The sequence below is a fragment of the Phaeobacter sp. CAU 1743 genome (assembly GCF_039839315.1).
GTDB classification, from domain to species: domain Bacteria; phylum Pseudomonadota; class Alphaproteobacteria; order Rhodobacterales; family Rhodobacteraceae; genus Phycobacter; species Phycobacter gallaeciensis_A.
This window is the reverse complement of sequence record NZ_JBDOQR010000055.1, coordinates 1-17,109: the sequence shown is the minus strand read 5'-3', so window position 1 is coordinate 17,109 and position 17,109 is coordinate 1. Positions and strand designations below refer to the sequence as shown.

The following is a 17,109-nucleotide window of genomic DNA, read 5'->3' as shown; positions in this document are numbered from 1 at the left end:
AAATCTTGCATTCACGGAGCCGCAGCATGAGCACATTTGACGAAGATCTGTTTCTCAAGGGGCTTGAGCAGCGCCGCGCCACCCTTGGGGCGGAATATGTAGATGCCAATCTAGCCGCTGCGGATGATTTCAGCCGCCCCTTTCAGGAGGCGATGACCGCCTGGTGCTGGGGGTTTGGCTGGGGCGATGATGTCATCGATGCCAAGACCCGGTCGATGATGAACCTTTCCATGATCGGCGCGCTGGGCAAGATGCAGGAGTGGGAAACTCACTGCAAAGGGGCGCTGAACAATGGTGTCACACAGGATGAACTGCGGGCGATTATTCATGTGATCGGGATTTATTGCGGAGTACCGCAGGCGCTGGAGTGCTTCCGGGTGGCCCGGCAGGTTCTGGCCGAGGCTAACGCGGAGAGCTGAGGCTCAGCCCTTGTCATTGGGCCCGTGATCGGGTGGAATCAGCAGGATGTTTGTTTCCCGGAAGGCCCCTCATGGTTTTGCGAGCTCTGGTTGTTATTTTTCTGCTGCTGGGCGGCCCCGGCTCGGCCTTGGCCCAGGACCACGCCGCCATTGAGCGCCAGTTCCAGACCTGGTTGCGGCAGGAGGTCTGGCCGCAGGCTCGGCAGGCGGGTGTCTCGCGTCGCACGTTCAAGGCCGCCTTTGACGGCGTGACACTGAACTGGAAGCTGCCCGATCTGGTGCCCCCTGGCGCCCCGGCCAAGACGCCGAAAACGCAGCGGCAGGCCGAGTTCGGCAAACCTGGGAAATACTTCGGGCGTGGCACGGTTGATGGCGCCACGGCGACCGGGCGCCAGATGGCCCGGCGCCACAAGGCAAGTCTGACAAGGGTCGAACGGGAGACCGGCGTGCCTGGGCGGATCATCCTCGCGATCTGGGGGCGGGAAAGCGCCTATGGGCGGGCGGCCATTCCGCATGACGCCTTTCAGGTCCTCGCCACCAAGGGGTTCATGAGCACGCGCGCGGACTATTTCTCGGCCGAGTTGATCGCGGCGCTGCAGATCGCGGAGGTAGGTCACGTGTCCGCCCATGCAATGAAGAGCAGCTGGGCTGGCGCCCTTGGCCAGCCGCAGTTCATGCCCACGAACTTTCTGCAACATGCCGTAGACGGCGACGGCGACGGCCGCGCGGATATCTGGGGGTCAGAGGCCGACACCATCGCCTCAATCGGGATCTATCTGAAGCGGCATGGCTGGCAAACTGGGCGCGACTGGGGTTTTGAGGTTTCGGTTCCGGGCAGCGTCTCTTGCACGCTGGAAGGCCCGGATCAGGGCCGCCTTATTTCTGATTGGGAGGCCATGGGGATCACCCGAGTCTCCGGGCGTCCCTTTCCTGAACACGAACGCGGTCAGCAGGGGTACCTTTTGATGCCCGCCGGACGTTACGGCCCCGCCTTCGTGGTGACGCCAAATTTCTACGTCCTGAAGGAATACAACATGAGCGATCTATACGCCCTGTTCGTGGGGCATGTGGGGGACCGCATCCAGTTCGGTGTCGGTGACTTTCACGCCCGCTGGGGCAGTGTCGGGGGGCTGTTGCGGTCGGATGTTGCCGCCATGCAGCGTACGCTCATAGGGCAGGGGCATGATGTTGGCGGCGCCGATGGGCTGGCCGGTTACAAGACCCGCCGCTCAATCGGGCGCTGGCAGGAGGCCACGGGGCAGTCCCCGACTTGTTTCCCCGATCCTGCGATGAAGGCGGCGCTTGCGCGGTGACTGCGCCGTTGCTCGGCGCAGCATGTGATTCTGAGAAACGCGGCGATAGCGCGGGTTTCGCTTCGCAGCGGGTGAGATAGGGGAGGAGGCGTCCAGTCAGCCTAACGCTCGGGTGCCAAGGCTGCGATGTGTTTCACAGTGCCTGTCTTTGCGGTCATTTTGTTTGATGGTTTAAGGTGCTGTAAATATTGTAAGATTCTAAGGCAGTGCATTTTTTTGACCAGAAAATCCTGCACAGTCGATTTTCCTGCTTGACCCCACCGGCCCCATTCCGTAAATCGCCTCCACACAGCGAGTGGCGGAGTAGCTCAGCTGGTTAGAGCAGCGGAATCATAATCCGCGTGTCGGGGGTTCAAGTCCCTCCTCCGCTACCAAAAATCCTATCAGAAATCGTAAGAGACAGAAGAAAAAGCGCACAGCGGTTCCTCGGCCGGGTGGCGTGCTGTTTTCTTTGTTTTGGGGAACAGTGTCGTTCAAGCGTCTCAGGAGTGGGATCAATACGATGTAGAGAGGACGTTCTTGTTGGCCCTGGCGGGCGGAGTACTGCCGACCGAAGCGCCGTGGCCGAATGTTCGTCGGGAGACGGCCTTCGCTCGGGCCCTATCGCCGCGCTGGTGCCGCGGCGATTGCTGTTGTCGGTCCGGAGTTGCGACTGAACCCGCATATGCTGCGTTGCAGATTCACTCCTTTTCCCTGACCACCGCTTTAACCTCGCCAGCGGGCGGGGGATGTGGATCGGGATCAGCGTTTCCAGAAGCGTTTGGCCTTGGGCTTTTGCGCTTTGAGGTGTTTCTTCAGCTCGGTGAAGCCGCCAATCTTGACGCCATCGATAAAGATGAGGGGAGTCGTGGTGATGTGGTGCTTGTCTTTGAAGGCATCCGTTTCACGACGTGTTCTGAGAATATGCTCCTCGATTTCGAACTTTTCACGGCGCAGCAGATCTAGGGCTGCAGTGCCGAAGCCACAAGTATAGTTTTGCAAATCCATGCGATAAAGTACGGCTTTGGACATTTGAGCGGATCCTTCTATTTGGGGCGATTTCGTATGTCGGGATCTCGGGCGCAAGGTCGGCTGGATCACTTTGGCGTGGGCGGACCGATGCAAGCTGGCTTGCCCGGCATGGTGAGGTGTCATGAGGGCCGGTGTTTAGCAGGCCGACCTGAGGCGGCGTTCAAAGTTGGTCACAGCGACACCCGGAACTGGCCCCAAACGGCGTCCGTGGCCCTGCCAGTCTCGCGAGGTCTGCATGGATTTGCGGGGCAGGGGATTGTTGACAGTAATCTTGGACACTCTTAGAAATATCCAACATTTTTCCGCGTGTGGAACGAAATGATCTTCTCTGGCAAGAAAAACGAAGACAGTACCATTGTCGAACTGCTGGCGTCCTCTTTGCGCAAGGACATCGCCTTTGGTACGCTTTTGCCGGATCAGAAGCTGAAGCTGAATGAGCTGCGCAGCCGCTATGGTGGCTCCAACCATTCCATGCGGGAAACCCTGCGCATCCTGTCCTCTGAAGGTCTGGTCGAAGGCGCCGCGCAGCGCGGGTTTCGCGTCACCTCGGCGACCGAGGACGACCTGCGCGACATTCAACTTGTCCGGCAGGAAATTGAAAGCATCGCCCTGTCGCGCGCGATCGCACTGGGAGATGTCGCCTGGGAGGGGCAGGTCGTTGCCGCCCATCACGCCCTGCAAAAGGCCGAGGCCGCCGTAGCCACGACCCCGGACGATCTGACGGCGCTGGAATGGGATGATGCCTGCCGCGCCTTTGCCACGGCATTGATCGCGGCCTGCGACAGCCCACGCCTGATCGATTTGCAGCGCAAGTTCTTCGACCAGAGCCGCCGCTTTAGGCTGGCGCTGCTGCGCGAAGGCAAGCTGAACTGGGCCGCTCGCAAGGCCCGGCAAAAAGCGCTGCTTGATGCGGTTCTGGACAGAGACGAAACCACGGCTTTGGCCCTGCTGAAGGAAGAGATCGGAGCAGATCTGAAGGCGTAACACTGATCTATAAGGGAGGAAGATCATGATGAAACTCAATCGCCGTAAGGCATTGGCCCTGATGGGCGGAACCGTGGCCGCGACGGGGCTTGCCGCCCCTGCGCTGGCCCAGAACAAGAAAATCAAGGTGGGCGCGCTGCGCTTCACCTCGCATTCTGCCAGCTTTATCGCGCAGGAGCGCGGCTATTTCGCGGATGCCGGACTGGATGTGGAACTGGAGTTCTTCCAGGCCGCGCAGCCGATGGCCGTGGCCATCGCATCGGGCGATGTGGATTATGCCGTAACCGCCATTTCCGGCGGGCTGATCAGCCTCGCGGACAAGGGCGCGATCAAGGTGATCGGCGGCGCCCTGACCGAAGAGGACGGCATCGACGGACAGAAGTACCTGATCTCGGATGCCTCTTATCAGGCCGGTATCAAGACGCTGAAGGACCTGGACGGCAAGAAATACGCCGTCACGCAGGCCGGCTCGTCCTTCCACTACATGGGCGCAAAAATGGCCGCTGCCGAAGGCATCAACCTCAGCTTTACACCGCTGCAGAAGGTCGGCGCGATCATCGGCGCGATGAAATCGGGCCAGGTCGATGGCTGGTCCATCGTGCCCCATATCGCCAAGCCGCTGGCGGCCGCCGGTGCCTGGCACATGGTGGGCAACGTGTCGGACTACATTCCCGACTATCAGGTGACCACTGTCTTCACCTCGGCCAATAACGCGGCCAAGGAACGCGGACTGACCGAAAGCTTCCTTCAGGGCTTCTCGCGCGGGGTCGATGATTATGCCGCAGCCATGATCGATGGCACCGCAGATCAGGACGAGATGGTCGATCTGATCCACAAATACGTCTACACGGACCGTCCCCGCGAAAAGGCGGCCCCCTCGATCATCAATGGTACCATGCGGCTGAGCCAGGGTGCGGCGCTGAATATCGCCAGCGTTCAGGACCAGCTGAGCTGGTTCCAGTCCGAGGGTCTTGTCGATGGCGATATCACGCTCGACACGCTGGTCGACGATTCCTACGTCAAAACGCTGGGCGCCTAAGCCACGCCTTGTACGTTCTTCCGGGCGCCTTGCTTTTTGCGGGGCGCCCGTCCTTCTCCTGTAGTCAAAGGACAGCGCATGGACATCCGTCTGGACGGCATCAGCCATTCCTATAACGATTTCGAAGTTATGCGGGATATCTCTCTCGACATCGCGGACGGGCAGATCGTTTGCATCGTGGGACCGTCGGGATGCGGTAAATCCACCCTCTTGCGCTTTATCGGCGGGCTTGAGCGCCCCAGTAAGGGCCAGGTTCTGCAACTGGGCACACCGCCCGAGGGGTGCCTGAACCCGCTCACCTATATCTTTCAGGATTTCGCCCTGCTGCCGTGGCGCAGCGTCTCGGGGAATATCTCGCTGGTGCTGGAGGACCACGGCATCAAGGGCGCCGAGGCAAAGCGGATTATCGACGATGTGCTGGCCCGCACCAAGCTCAGCGATTTCGCCCAGGCCCTGCCCAAGCAACTGTCGGGCGGCATGAAGCAACGCGTCGCAATCGCACGTGCCCTTGCGGTGAAGCCCGCCGTGATGCTGATGGATGAACCTCTGTCTGCGCTCGACAGCCAGACCCGTGAATTGTTGATGGACGATCTTGTCGATCTCTGGATGCGCCAGCCGTTCACTGCCGTCTACGTGACGCACAACTTGGCCGAAGCGGTCCGACTTGGCCACAAGGTCGTGGTTCTGTCGCGCCGCCCCGGCCAGATCCGGGAGATCGTCGAAATCGACAAACCCCTTTCCGAGCGCGCCTTTGGCGATGCTGATCTTGATGCCCACCAGAAACACCTGTGGCAGCTGATGCGCGAAGAGGCGCGGGCTGCAGATGCGGAGCTGATCCATGTCTGACATGACACAAGAAAAACCCGTCGCATTCCGGGGCGGTGGTTTTGCGCCGCACTCACGTCGCTGGGTCGGCGTGGCCGTTTTTGTCGCCCTGATCCTGCTGGCGGAATGGGGCACCCGCACGGGTTGGATTTCCGCCCTGACCCTGCCGCGCCCCTCGGACGTTCTGGATACCTTCCGGGAGCTGTATGACAGCGGCATGCTGTTCAAACACCTTGGCCCGTCGCTGACCCGGCTGGCGGTTGGCGCTGCCATCGGCGCCTGCCTAGGTATCTGTATCGGGGTGCTGATCGGCCTGTTTTCCTACATCCGCTCCGGGCTGGTGCCGCTGGTTGCGGCCATATTCCCCATTCCGAAAATCGCGCTGTTGCCGCTGTTCGTGATCTGGTTCGGGATTGGCGAGGGATCGAAATATGCGCTGATCGCCTTTGGTACCTTCACCCCTACGGTGGTGGCTACCTACAGCGCGGTCGACAACGTCGACCGCACGCTGATCCGCATGGGGCAAAGCTTTGGCCTGTCGTGGTGGTCCATCGTGCGCAAGATCGTCCTGCCGGGCGCCATGCCGGGGATCCTGTCCGGTCTTCGCATCAGCCTTGCCATCGCCATCATCCTTCTGGTCGCGGCAGAAATGCTGGGTGCGGAATATGGCATCGGGGCCTATATCCTCGAAGCGGGCTCGCTTTATGATCTGGAACGGCTGTTCGCTGGCGTGGTGATCCTGTCGCTTCTGGGCGTCATCACCAGCGCAGTGATCGGGTTTATCGAACGGCGCCTGCTGGGGTGGCGGACATGATGGCAAAACCCTGATACCCACATGGCCAATAGGCCCGCAGCTCTCGCCAGATGAGGCCGGTCCGGAGGGAGAGCCCCGCGCGTCAAAACTGCTGCGCTACAGGGCGGGGCGCAGCCGCAGTCCTGTAGCGCAGCCGAATATATTGGTCTTTGAAGCCTTCCGTTGGAATGTTGTTACACGGCGCTGCTAGCCCGGTGAGCAATCGTAACCACTCCACGGAGACTCTCATGCGTTTCGCTCTTTCCGCGCTTGCCGCCGCCTTGTTGTCCACCTCTGCGTTTGCCGCCGATGTGTCGGGCAAGCTGGTGGTCTATACCTCACAGCCCAACGCCGATGCCCAGCAGACCGTCGATGCATTTCAAGCCAAATACCCCGACATCGAGGTCGAATGGATCCGCGATGGAACCACCAAGATCATGGCCAAGCTGCGGGCAGAGTTCGCGGCCGGTGCGCCGCAGCCCGATGTGCTGCTGATCGCCGATATGGTCACAATGGAGGGGCTGGAGGCTGAAGGACGCCTGATGGCCTACCCCGAGGCAGACACTTCGGCCTATGATCCGGCGCTGATGGATCTGGAAGGGCATTATTTCTCCACCAAGCTGATCACCACCGGGATCGTCTACAACACCGGCGCTGAAATGGTGCCGACGTCCTATGCCGACCTCCTGAAGCCCGAAGCCAAGGACAAGCTGGCGATGCCTTCGCCGCTGACCAGCGGCGCCGCGACCATTCACATGGCCGCGATCACCAGCAACCCCGATCTTGGCTGGGACTTTTACGAAGGCCTCGCGGCACAGGGTGCCAACCCCAAGGGTGGCAATGGCGGCACCTACAAGGCCATCGCCGGTGGTGAGAAGCTTTATGGCTTTGTTGTCGATTTCCTGCCGATCCGCAACAAGCTGGCCGGTGCCCCGGTTGAGTTCGTCTTCCCCGAGGAGGGCGTGTCGGCCGTAACCGAACCGGCCGCGATCCTGTCGACTGCCAAGAACCCCGACGCGGCCAAGGCCTTTGTCGACTTCCTGATCTCCGAGGAAGGCCAGCAGATGGCATCGGACATGGGGTATCTGCCCGCGCATCCCGGCATTACCCCGCCGGAAGGTTTCCCGGCGCTGCCCGATATCAAGCTGCTCGAATTTGACCCGGCCAAGGCACTGGCTGAAGACACCGAGAGCAAGATGAAGTTTACCGAGATTTTCGGCGGCTAACCCTTGTCCCGATTGAATTATTTCCGCAGCGGAGAGGGGCTGGCCCTTGCCGCTGCGGTGCTTTTTGCCTTGTTGGTTCTGGTCTATCCCCTCAGCCTATTGGCGCGCGTCGGGATAACGCAGGACGGCATGCTCAGCCTTGCACCGCTGCTGGAGGCCCTTGGGTCCCGCTCGGTCTTGCGCGCCTTCTCCCATTCTCTGGAAAGCGCCTTTTTCTCCTCATTGCTGTCACTGGTTGCGGGAACGGGGATCGCGCTGGTCATGGGGCTGACGGATATCCGCTGGAAGGGGGCGTTCACCTTCCTGCTGCTGATCCCGATGATGGTGCCGCCGCATGTGACCGCGATTGCCTGGATACAAGCGATGGGGCCATCATCGCCGATCCTGCGCAGTCTGGGCATGGCGCCTGAACTCGGCGCAACCCATCCGCTCTATTCAAAGGGGGGCCTCGTCTTCCTTCTGGGCGTGCAGCACACGCCGCTGGTTTTTCTGGTGGTGCTGGCGGCCCTGCGCAGCCTGCCGCGGGAAATGAGCGATGCCGCACGGATCGCCGGGGCCCGCAGTATGGGGCTGTTGCGGCGGATCATTCTGCCCTTGCTGGCACCGACGCTGATCGCAGCCTACGCGCTGGCCTTTGTCTCGGCGTTGGGGAATTTCGGCATTCAGGCGCTGCTGGGCATTCCGGCCCGCTACATCACGATGCCAGTGCTGATCTGGCAGAGGCTGGCCAGCTTCGGACCTTCGGTTCTGACTGATGTTGCGGTGATCGCCTCCCTTCTGGCGGTGCTGGCGGTGACGGTCATTCTCGTTCAGACGCTCTTGCTGCGCCGCACCCGCAACACGCTGATCGGGCCGCCGCAACCGCCACTGCAGATCCGATTGGGCCGGCTGCGGATCTGGGCCGAAGGCGCACTGGCGGGGCTGGTCTTTGCGACGCTGGTGCTGCCGGTTTCGGCGCTGCTGGCGACCGCTCTGGTGCGCACCTACGGGCTGCCGCTGAATGCAGAGACCATCACGCTGGACAATTTCACCGAGGTTCTGTTCCGGCAGGCTGTCACGGCGCGGGCGTTTCTGAACTCCTCCCTCAGCGCAGGTGTCGCCGCCGTTGTGATTTCCGTGGGCTGCATTTTCGTGGCGCGGTTCATGGCTTCGCGCAGGGGCGCCACGCGGCGTACCGGGATGGGCATCGCTACCCTGGCCGAGATGACCTATGCCATTCCGGGGTTGGTGATCTCGATCGCTTTCATCCTTGCCTTCCTGAAGCCGCTGCCGGTTCTGAACATCGCGCTCTACAACACCCTAGGGATCATCTTTCTTGCGTATCTTTGCGCGTTCTTTTCCGTCGGGTTGAAGCCGGTCAGTGCCGCCTTCGTGCAGCTTGATCCGGCGCTGGAAGAGGCCGCCCGCATCGCTGGCGGCGGTTATATATTCCGGATGCGCCGCGTCTTTGTGCCGCTAATCGCACCGGCAGCGGCCTCTGGCGCGATCCTGGTGTTCCTGACGGCTTATAACGAGGTGACGGTTTCGGCCTTGCTGTGGTCCTCGGGCAATGAAACCATCGGCACAACGATCTACAATTACGAGGATGGCGGCTACACCACCCTGGCGGCGGCCATGGCAAGCGTCACGATTGTGGCGACGGTCGCGCTGATGGTGGCGTTGGACCGGCTCGGCAAAAACGCTCCGCGTGGCGTGGTGCCTTGGCGCATCTGACCGGACCCGGGAATCAGTCGAGCAGCGGGGTGAATTCAGCGTCGATGGCTTCGAAAACCGGAAGGTAGGCTTCTGTAGTGTCCAGAATGGCCGCGTTGCCCGCGTGGCGGACCCGAATGTCGGCAATCCGCGCGGCGAGGCTGAGGCTTTCGCCCCTGGGGCCGGAGCGGTTGTCGCAAAAGGTCAGCGCGCGGCTGAGCGCGGTTTCAGTCATTCGGCAGTCCGGGCCGTACATATGCATCAGACCTGGTCTGCTGCGGCTGGCCAGTCCGCGCGCGCCGGAATGATGCAGCACCGCGTCGACGATTTCGCCATCAAACCCATCCTTGGGGGCAATCTCGGCGCCGTCGACGGGGTGGAATCCGGTTGTGGCCAGAGAGGGTGCATAACCGATGTCGTGATAGGTGGCAGCGGCGATCAGGCGACCAGAGAAGGAGCGCCGCGCCTCAATCGCCTGGGCTGTCCTGATCACCTGCTGGATGTGGGCCAGCCGGTCATTGTCCGGCGTGAACCAGTCTTCAGGCCGTCTCATCCGGCTCTCCACGGGTTTGCATTTGCGGCAGCACCCAGGCTTGATCGACGGCGAGCGACAGGGGCTGGCCGATGTGCAGCGCCGTACCATGTGTCAGCGACAACAGCGCGCCCCCGGCGATTTCAACCTCTGCGTCCCATATGCCGCCGCGGTAAAGGATACTGCGGACCGTGCCCTGCAAGCCGTCTTTGCCTGCATCCGGCAGGATTCTGATCCCTTCGGGCCGCAACAAGGCCTGCGCCGGGCCATTCGGGTGGCAGGGCAGGGCGGAGGCAGGGAAGCGATACCCGGCCAGTTCGGCGCTGCCATTATGATAGGTGACGGGCACCACCGCGCCCTGACCGATGAAACGCGCGACCTCGGGGCAGGCCGGGCGGTCGTAGATCTCTTGCGGGGTGCCGATCTGCAGGAAGCGACCGTCCTGCATCACCGCCATCCTGTCGGCCAGTGCCATGGCTTCGCGCTGATCATGGGTGATGTAGATGGTGGTGGCCCCCGAAGAGCGGTGGAACCGCAGCAGTTCCTTCTCCATGGTGCCGCGCAGGTGCGGGTCCAGATTGGCAAGCGGTTCGTCCATCAGAACGGTGTTGGCGCCTCCGGCAAGGCAGCGCGCCAGCGCGACCCGCTGCCGTTGACCGCCGGACAGGGCTTCGGGTTTGCGATCTGCCAGCGCCTGCATGGCCACCGTTTCCAGGTGTGGTTCGGCCAACCGGGCGGCTTGTTTGCGGGACATGCCCGCGGCTTCCAGCGGAAAGGCAACATTGCCCCGCACCGTCATATGCGGCCAGAGCGCGTAGGACTGAAACACGAAACCCGTGCCGCGCTGTTCCGGTGGCACCATGGTCCCGTCCCCGGCAACCAGATCCCCGTGCAGCCGGATTTCGCCCCGATCCGGGGTTTCCAGTCCGGCGATCAGCCGCAGAAGCGTGCTTTTGCCGCAACCGGACTGCCCGACGATGACAAAGAATTCATGCTGGGCAATGTCGAAGGAAACGCCATCGACGGCAGGTTTGCCCGCGTAGGCCTTGCCAATCGAATTGACCTGTATTCCGCCTGCCATCCGTCGCCTTTCGGGAATCAAGAGTTCACCTGTCCGGGCTACATGGTCGGCTGGGGTAACCGTTTTATGACAGGGCGCGTTTCCATACCGGATGCGGGGTGGGGGCTCAGCCCTTCAGGATCTCTTTCAGGCTTCCGGTCGGCTTGGGCGTCTCGCTGAGGTCGAGCCCCGAAACGATATCCAGCAGATGGCTTTTCATCAGCTCTTCGGCGTCCTGACCGTCCCCCCGCCGGAAGGCATCGACCAGCGCGTGATGCGCGTGCTTTTCACACAAGGCTCTTTGCCGTTTCCAGTAAAGCGCGATGATCAGTGAAGAGCGCGCCACCAGCCGCTCGATAAAGCCCGCGATTGTGGATTGGTCGGCGATGCGCGAAATCTCGATATGGAAATGCCCCGACAGACGCAGGGCCTTGCCGACCTCGCCCTCGGCCAGGGCCTCGTGTTCGGCGGCGATATGCGCCTCCAGCCGGGCTACGTCCTCGGGCGTCATGCGCTCTGCAGCCGAATGGGCGGTGCGCGGTTCCAGAAGGGCGCGCGCCTCGAAAACTTCGCGCGCCTCGCGCACGGTTGGCTGCGAGACAAAGGCGCCGCGGTTGCGTTTCAATTCGACCAGTTCCACATGCGACAGCGCCTGAAGCGCGCTGCGCACCACGGTGCGCGAGACATTGTAGATCTCACTCAGCTCATCCTCGCCCAGTTTGGTGCCAGGCAGAAGGCGATGCTCATGTATCGCCTGGCTGAGAGAGGCCACGAGATGGGCCGAGGGGCCGTTCACAGCGGGTTGGATAAAATCGGGTTTGTCTACGAATCGCGTCATGGGGTGCTCCTGCCACAGACATGAGGGCTGGCGGATTCCATAACAAGATGAAGTCATATCGAATACGGCATATCGGATGATTGTATACAATATTGTGCGCAATATTTGACCAAAGCCCGCACAACTGCGGTCAGATTACAGGCAATTGCGAGAATCGGCCCTTTCCGTGACCGGTAGGCTTTGCGCAATGCGTCCAGCTTCGGCCTTTCTGGCTGCAACTGAACGCTGGGGACGCAGATGACCGGACACGCTGATCTTGAACTTGTTGCGCTGACCAAACGCTACGGCGGAACCGTTGCGGTCGATGCCATCGCGCATCGTTTCAAGGCAGGGGTCTATGCCTGCCTTTTGGGGCCTTCGGGTTGTGGGAAATCCTCGACCCTGCGCATGATCGCCGGGCACGAAACGGTCAGCGATGGATCGATCGTGCTGGCGGGGCGGGATGTTTCACATCTGCCCCCGGCGCGGCGGGGCACGGCGATGATGTTCCAGAACTACGCCTTGTTTCCCCATCTCAGCGTGCGCGACAACGTCTCTTTCAGCCTGCGCATGGCAGGCATTGAGAAACCCACCCGGGACAAGCGCGCCGATGATATGCTGGAGCTCGTCGAGATGACTGCGCTGGCAGACCGCAAGCCGGATCAGCTTTCGGGCGGGCAGCAGCAACGTGTCGCGCTGGCCCGTGCCCTGATCACCCGTCCACAGGTGTTGCTGCTGGATGAGCCGCTCTCGGCGCTGGATCCGTTCCTGCGCATCCGCATGCGGGCCGAGCTGAAACGGCTGCAACGCGAATTGGGCATCAGCTTCATCCATGTCACCCACGGTCAGGACGAGGCGCTGGCGCTGGCCGATGAGATCATCGTCATGAACGATTCCCGCATCGAACAGGCAGGCCCGGCGCGCGATGTCTTCAACCGCCCCAAGACCGCTTTCGTGGCGCGCTTCATGGGCGGGCACAACGTGTTGAACCTGCCGCAGGGCAATATTGCGCTACGCACGGATGAAATGACGGTTACCGCCGTCCAGGCAGGGCGCATCGACGGGCGGGTCACCGGGATCGAATACCAGGGAACCCATGTCGCGCTGACGGCCGAGGTCGCGGGCGGTCAGGATGTCACGGCGCTGATGCCGGACACGGATTTCCTGCAAACCCCGAAGGATCTGGGAGAGGTCATCGGCCTCGACTGGGAGGACCGGGTCGCGCACCCGCTCTCCGCATGAACAACCCAACGCAAATAACGCAAAACGCATAACAGAGAGGGAACGACCATGACGACAATTTCGAAAATTCGCTATAGCCGCCGGGCATTGCTGAAGACGGGTGGCGCGGCGCTCGCGGCCTCTGCGCTTCCGGCGCCGATGGTCTGGGGGCAGGAGAGTAAGAACATCACCCTGCGCCAGTTCGGCACCGGCGTGTCCAACCTCAATGAAGTGGCGACCAAGGTCAAAGAGGACCTCGGCATCACGCTGGAAATGACCGCGCTGGACACCGACAGCGTCACCCAGCGCGCTGCCACCCAGCCGGACAGTTTTGATATTGCCGATATCGAGTATTTCGTCTGCAAGAAGGTCTGGCCGACCGGCAACCTTCAGGCCATGGACGCCTCCAAAATCACCAATTACGACAAGATCGTCGGCATCTTCCGCGACGGTAAACTGACACCCGACAGCGAGATTGCGCAAGGCACCGCGCCGCATACTGTCGGTTTCGTTGATGGTCCGGGCGGCACCGATTTCGTCGATAGCGAATCCGGCTGGATGACGCTGATCCCAACGATCTACAACGCCGACACGCTGGGTATCCGTCCTGATCTGATTGGCCGTCCGATCGAAAGCTGGTCCGAGCTGCTGAACCCCGAGTTCAAGGGCAAGGCCTCGATCCTCGATATCTCCTCGATCGGCATCATGGATATGGCCATGGTCTGCGAGGCGATGGGCGAAATCAGCTATGGCGACAAGGGCAACATGACCCGCGAAGAGATCGACAAGACCATCGCGATCTTCACCGAAGCAAAGAAGAACGGCCAGTTCCGTGCGTTCTGGAAGACCTTCGACGAAAGCGTCAACCTGATGGCCTCGGGTGAGGTAGTGATCCAGTCAATGTGGTCGCCGGCCATCACTGCGGTTCGTTCGCGCGGGATCGACTGCGTTTATCAGCCCCTCAAAGAAGGCTATCGCAGCTGGGGCGGTGGCATCGGCCTGTCGGCCTCCCTGTCCGGCATGGAGCTGGATGCGGCCTATGAATACATCAACTGGTATCTCAGCGGCTGGGTCGGCGGCTTCCTGATGCGTCAGGGCTATTATTCGGCGGTGCCGGAGACCTCAAAGAACTTCATGTCCGAAAACGAGTGGGGCTACTGGTTCGAAGGCAAGGAAAGCACCGACATCATCACCTCGCCCTTTGGAGACAAGCTGGCCGGAGCGGGCGAAGTGCGCGACGGCGGCTCCTTTTATGACCGCATGGGCGCAGTGGCCTGCTGGAACTCCGTCATGGAGGAAAACCAGTACATGGTCCGCAAGTGGAACGAATTCATCGCGGCCTGACGCAACACCTGTGGGGGCACCTCTGCCCCCGCAACCACTTCCTGCATTTCATCAAGGACCGGACCCCGGATATGAGCAGACAGATCATCGCATGGATCCAGGCCGCGCCGATGGCGTTGGTGTTGCTTGGTTTTCTGGTGGCGCCCATCATCATGATCGTGATCGTCAGCTTTTGGGGCGCGACGGAATATTCGATCTACCCGGCGTTCCAGTTCGACAATTACGAATTCCTGTTCGGATCGCCGGTCACCTATACGGTGTTTTTCAACACCTTCAAATATGCCCTGCTGACCTGGGCGCTGACGCTGGTGATCGGCTTTACCGTTGCCTATTTCCTGGCCTTCGAGGTGCGCAGCCTGAAATGGCAGATCGGGCTGTTCCTGCTCTGCACGATCCCGTTCTGGACCTCGAACATCATCCGGATGATCAGCTGGATTCCCTTCCTGGGCCGCAACGGGCTGGCCAACTCGGCGCTGATCAGCTGGGGCGTCATAGACGAGCCGTTGGAGTGGCTGCTGTTCAGTGATTTCAGCGTCGTTCTGGCCTTTGTGCACCTTTACACCCTGTTCATGGTGGTGCCGATCTTCAATTCGATGATGCGCATCGACCGCTCCCTGCTGGAGGCCGCCCGCGATTGCGGTGCCAGCGGTCTGCAGACCCTGTGGACGGTGATCGTGCCCCTGTGCAAACCCGGGATCATGATCGGGACGATCTTTGTCTCAACCCTGGTGATGGGCGATTTCATCACCGTGCGGTTCATGTCCGGATCGCAACGCGCCAACGTCGGGCGGCTGATCTCAAATGACATCAGCCTGCTGCAATACCCTTCGGCCTCGGCCACGGCAGTGGTGCTGCTGTGCACCGTTCTGATCGTGATCGCGCTGCTCTTGCGGCTGGTCGATATTCGCAAGGAGCTTTGATCGATGGAAACGCGCAGCCGGTCCTTTTACATCCTCGCCGCCTTTTTCGGTCTCTTCGTGCTCTTCCTCTACGGGCCGATTCTGACCATTGGCATCCTCAGCTTTCAAGGGCCGCAGGGCGGGCTGACATTCCCGATGAACGGCGTGTCGCTCTATTGGTTCCGCGATCTGTTTCAGGAACAGGCCGTGGGCGATATCTGGGGGAGCTTCCGCCGTTCCTTTGCGCTGGGGCTGATGGTCATGGTGACAACCGTTGTGGTCTCGGTTCTGGGCGGCCTTGCCTTTCGCAAGCGTTTCGCGGGCTCGGGTCTGCTGTTCTACCTTGCCGTCACCTCGCTGGTGATCCCGTCGATTCTGGTGTCCCTGGGGGTGGGGCTGATCTTCAACCAGTTGGGCCTGCCGATACATTGGGCGAGTTCTGGCTATGGCAGCCAGCTGACCTGGACGCTGCCCTTTGGCCTGCTGATCATGTTCGCCGTCTTCAACCGTTTCGACAAAAGCTATGAGGAAGCCGCCCGCGATCTCGGTGCGACTGCCTGGCAGACCTTTGCCCATGTCGTCCTGCCGATCATCGCGCCGTCCTTGCTGGGGGTGGCCCTGTTCGGCTTCACGCTCAGCTATGATGAATTCGCCCGCACCCTGATGACGGCGGGCAGCTACAACACCCTGCCGCTGGAAATCTTTGGCATGACCACCAATGTGACCACCCCGGTAATCTTTGCCCTTGGCACCTTGACCACGGGGTTTTCGCTGGTGGTGATTGGGGTTTTCTTCCTGACCGTCTGGCTGATGGCGCGCAAGAAGGATCGCGGATCCGATGCGGGCAAGGGGATGGTCTGAGCGATGCCGGTGATCGTGATCAATCCCAACAGCACCGAAGCCATGACCGCCAGCATCCTGGCCGCCGCCCGCCGCACCGCGCCGGATATCCGGTTCGAAGGATGGACCTCGGTCGAGGGCCCGCCCGCCATCGAAGGCCCCGAGGATGGCGCGCAGGCAGTGCCGCCGCTGCTGGAGTTGGTCCGCAAGGCATCGGACGCGGGCGCGCGGGCCATCGTGATCGCCTGTTTCGACGATACCGGACTGGACGAAGCTCGCCAGCTTGCCACCTGTCCGGTGCTCGGGATTGGGCAGGCCAGCTATGTCATGGCTGAGCTGATCGGCGGGCCGACAGCGGTGATCACCACGGTGCAGGCTGCCGTACCGGTGATCGAGGCCAATATAAGCGCGCAGGGGCATGCCGCACGCATTGGTACGATCATGGCGGCAAATGTCCCCGTGCTTCTGCTCGAAAATGACCCGGTTGAGGCCGCCGCAGCCTTCGCCGCCGCAGCCCGCAACCTTCCGCCCGACACGGCGAATGTGATCATCGGATGTGCTGGTGCGGTGTCGGTTACCGGTCATTTGGAGGAACTCCCCGGGCTGAATGTCATCGATGGTGTTACCGCGGCGGCAAAACTCAGTCGGGCATTGGTCGCCTGATCTGTGTAGTTCGGGCGGTGATTTTCAATCCGTTCCGGTAGGGTATTGATATTAAATATATTGAGGTCTGTTCGGGCGGTTTGGTTCCCCAGCTCATATTCGAGGCAAAAAAGGAGAATGCTGGCAGCTTCCTCCCAATCTCCGGCGGTTCCCCAGTCGATCAAACCATCGGACTGCTCGTGACGATGGTCTCGATGTCTGCCACGGCGAGCATGGAGGCACCATCGACTTAGTGGGTCGTACCTTGTTTGCGTTCTTCCAGCGGTAAATTTTATGCCCGCTGATCAAGTGCTTGTGCTTACGTTTCTCATGAGCGTTTTCATGTTTCCTGACACTATGAGACTACCCCGCTGACACGGGATGGTCAAAGATGTAGCCTGTACAGGCGCTGGAGACGGTAGGCCGAACCGATGGTTATCATGCTCTCATCC

The 17,109-nt window shown here is 61.1% G+C and carries 17 protein-coding genes and 1 tRNA gene; 14 read left to right on the top strand and 4 right to left on the bottom strand.

The annotated features are described in order from the left end of the window. The first annotated feature begins 26 nt into the window (after positions 1 to 26). The 3 genes from AAFO90_RS18410 (at position 27) to AAFO90_RS18400 (ending at position 2,106) form a co-directional block, all read left to right on the top strand. The gene (locus AAFO90_RS18410) at positions 27 to 419 is read left to right on the top strand and encodes a carboxymuconolactone decarboxylase family protein (protein ID WP_274829670.1); all 393 of its coding nucleotides are present in this window, start codon (positions 27 to 29) and stop codon (positions 417 to 419) included. A gap of 71 nt (positions 420 to 490) precedes the next feature. Next, positions 491 to 1,732: a lytic murein transglycosylase gene (locus AAFO90_RS18405; protein ID WP_347510306.1), complete on the top strand. Its 1,242-nt coding sequence runs from the start codon at positions 491 to 493 to the stop codon at positions 1,730 to 1,732. Positions 1,733 to 2,029: 297 nt separating this feature from the next. After that, a tRNA-Met gene (locus tag AAFO90_RS18400) sits at positions 2,030 to 2,106 on the top strand. A gap of 367 nt (positions 2,107 to 2,473) precedes the next feature. On the opposite strand, the gene AAFO90_RS18395 is transcribed toward AAFO90_RS18400, so the two are convergent. Further along, positions 2,474 to 2,743: a glutaredoxin gene (locus AAFO90_RS18395; RefSeq protein WP_347510305.1), complete on the bottom strand. Its 270-nt coding sequence runs from the start codon at positions 2,741 to 2,743 to the stop codon at positions 2,474 to 2,476. A gap of 318 nt (positions 2,744 to 3,061) precedes the next feature. Between AAFO90_RS18395 and AAFO90_RS18390 the strand changes: the two genes are divergently transcribed. The 6 genes from AAFO90_RS18390 to AAFO90_RS18365 all read left to right on the top strand — a co-directional run bounded on the left by AAFO90_RS18390 (position 3,062) and on the right by AAFO90_RS18365 (position 9,323). Continuing rightward, positions 3,062 to 3,727, top strand: a complete 666-nt coding sequence (locus tag AAFO90_RS18390) for a GntR family transcriptional regulator (protein WP_065272374.1) — start codon at positions 3,062 to 3,064, stop codon at positions 3,725 to 3,727. Positions 3,728 to 3,752: 25 nt separating this feature from the next. After that, on the top strand, positions 3,753 to 4,766 hold the full coding sequence (locus AAFO90_RS18385) for an ABC transporter substrate-binding protein (protein ID WP_274830612.1): 1,014 nt from the start codon (positions 3,753 to 3,755) through the stop codon (positions 4,764 to 4,766). A gap of 78 nt (positions 4,767 to 4,844) precedes the next feature. Continuing rightward, entirely contained in the window at positions 4,845 to 5,612 is a 768-nt protein-coding gene (locus AAFO90_RS18380; RefSeq protein WP_274830611.1) for an ABC transporter ATP-binding protein, read from the top strand. Continuing rightward, complete coding sequence (locus AAFO90_RS18375; protein ID WP_274830610.1) at positions 5,605 to 6,405, top strand: ABC transporter permease; 801 nt, start codon at positions 5,605 to 5,607, stop codon at positions 6,403 to 6,405. The genes AAFO90_RS18380 and AAFO90_RS18375 overlap by 8 nt, the downstream gene beginning before the upstream one ends. A gap of 227 nt (positions 6,406 to 6,632) precedes the next feature. Then, positions 6,633 to 7,610, top strand: coding sequence for an ABC transporter substrate-binding protein (locus tag AAFO90_RS18370; protein ID WP_347510304.1), 978 nt, complete (start codon positions 6,633 to 6,635; stop codon positions 7,608 to 7,610). Between the two features lie 3 nt (positions 7,611 to 7,613). Continuing rightward, positions 7,614 to 9,323, top strand: coding sequence for an iron ABC transporter permease (locus AAFO90_RS18365; protein ID WP_347510303.1), 1,710 nt, complete (start codon positions 7,614 to 7,616; stop codon positions 9,321 to 9,323). Positions 9,324 to 9,336: 13 nt separating this feature from the next. Here the strand turns inward: AAFO90_RS18365 and AAFO90_RS18360 are convergent, their stop codons facing one another. From AAFO90_RS18360 to AAFO90_RS18350, 3 genes are all read right to left on the bottom strand, one after another. Beyond that, positions 9,337 to 9,855: an HD domain-containing protein gene (locus tag AAFO90_RS18360; protein WP_347510302.1), complete on the bottom strand. Its 519-nt coding sequence runs from the start codon at positions 9,853 to 9,855 to the stop codon at positions 9,337 to 9,339. Further along, positions 9,842 to 10,915 (bottom strand): ABC transporter ATP-binding protein, encoded by a 1,074-nt coding sequence (locus AAFO90_RS18355; RefSeq protein ID WP_347510301.1) that lies wholly within the window; start codon positions 10,913 to 10,915, stop codon positions 9,842 to 9,844. Before AAFO90_RS18355 ends, AAFO90_RS18360 begins: the two co-directional genes overlap by 14 nt. 106 nt (positions 10,916 to 11,021) lie before the next feature. Next, positions 11,022 to 11,732 carry a GntR family transcriptional regulator gene (locus tag AAFO90_RS18350; RefSeq protein WP_274837389.1) on the bottom strand — a complete coding sequence of 237 codons (711 nt, stop codon included), beginning with the start codon at positions 11,730 to 11,732 and terminating at the stop codon, positions 11,022 to 11,024. 237 nt (positions 11,733 to 11,969) lie between these two features. Here AAFO90_RS18350 and AAFO90_RS18345 point away from each other — a divergent pair, with 237 nt between their 5' ends. The 5 genes from AAFO90_RS18345 (at position 11,970) to AAFO90_RS18325 (ending at position 16,678) form a co-directional block, all read left to right on the top strand. Further along, positions 11,970 to 12,953 carry an ABC transporter ATP-binding protein gene (locus AAFO90_RS18345; protein WP_347510300.1) on the top strand — a complete coding sequence of 328 codons (984 nt, stop codon included), beginning with the start codon at positions 11,970 to 11,972 and terminating at the stop codon, positions 12,951 to 12,953. 57 nt (positions 12,954 to 13,010) lie between these two features. Then, positions 13,011 to 14,276: a PotD/PotF family extracellular solute-binding protein gene (locus tag AAFO90_RS18340; RefSeq protein WP_274829808.1), complete on the top strand. Its 1,266-nt coding sequence runs from the start codon at positions 13,011 to 13,013 to the stop codon at positions 14,274 to 14,276. A 71-nt stretch (positions 14,277 to 14,347) separates the two neighbouring features. Further along, positions 14,348 to 15,196, top strand: coding sequence for an ABC transporter permease (locus AAFO90_RS18335; protein WP_065271181.1), 849 nt, complete (start codon positions 14,348 to 14,350; stop codon positions 15,194 to 15,196). A 3-nt stretch (positions 15,197 to 15,199) separates the two neighbouring features. After that, positions 15,200 to 16,036: an ABC transporter permease gene (locus AAFO90_RS18330; RefSeq protein ID WP_347510299.1), complete on the top strand. Its 837-nt coding sequence runs from the start codon at positions 15,200 to 15,202 to the stop codon at positions 16,034 to 16,036. 3 nt (positions 16,037 to 16,039) lie between these two features. Continuing rightward, a complete protein-coding gene (locus tag AAFO90_RS18325) occupies positions 16,040 to 16,678 on the top strand; it encodes an aspartate/glutamate racemase family protein (RefSeq protein ID WP_347510298.1) in 639 nt (212 codons plus the stop codon). The last annotated feature ends 431 nt before the right edge of the window (positions 16,679 to 17,109 follow it).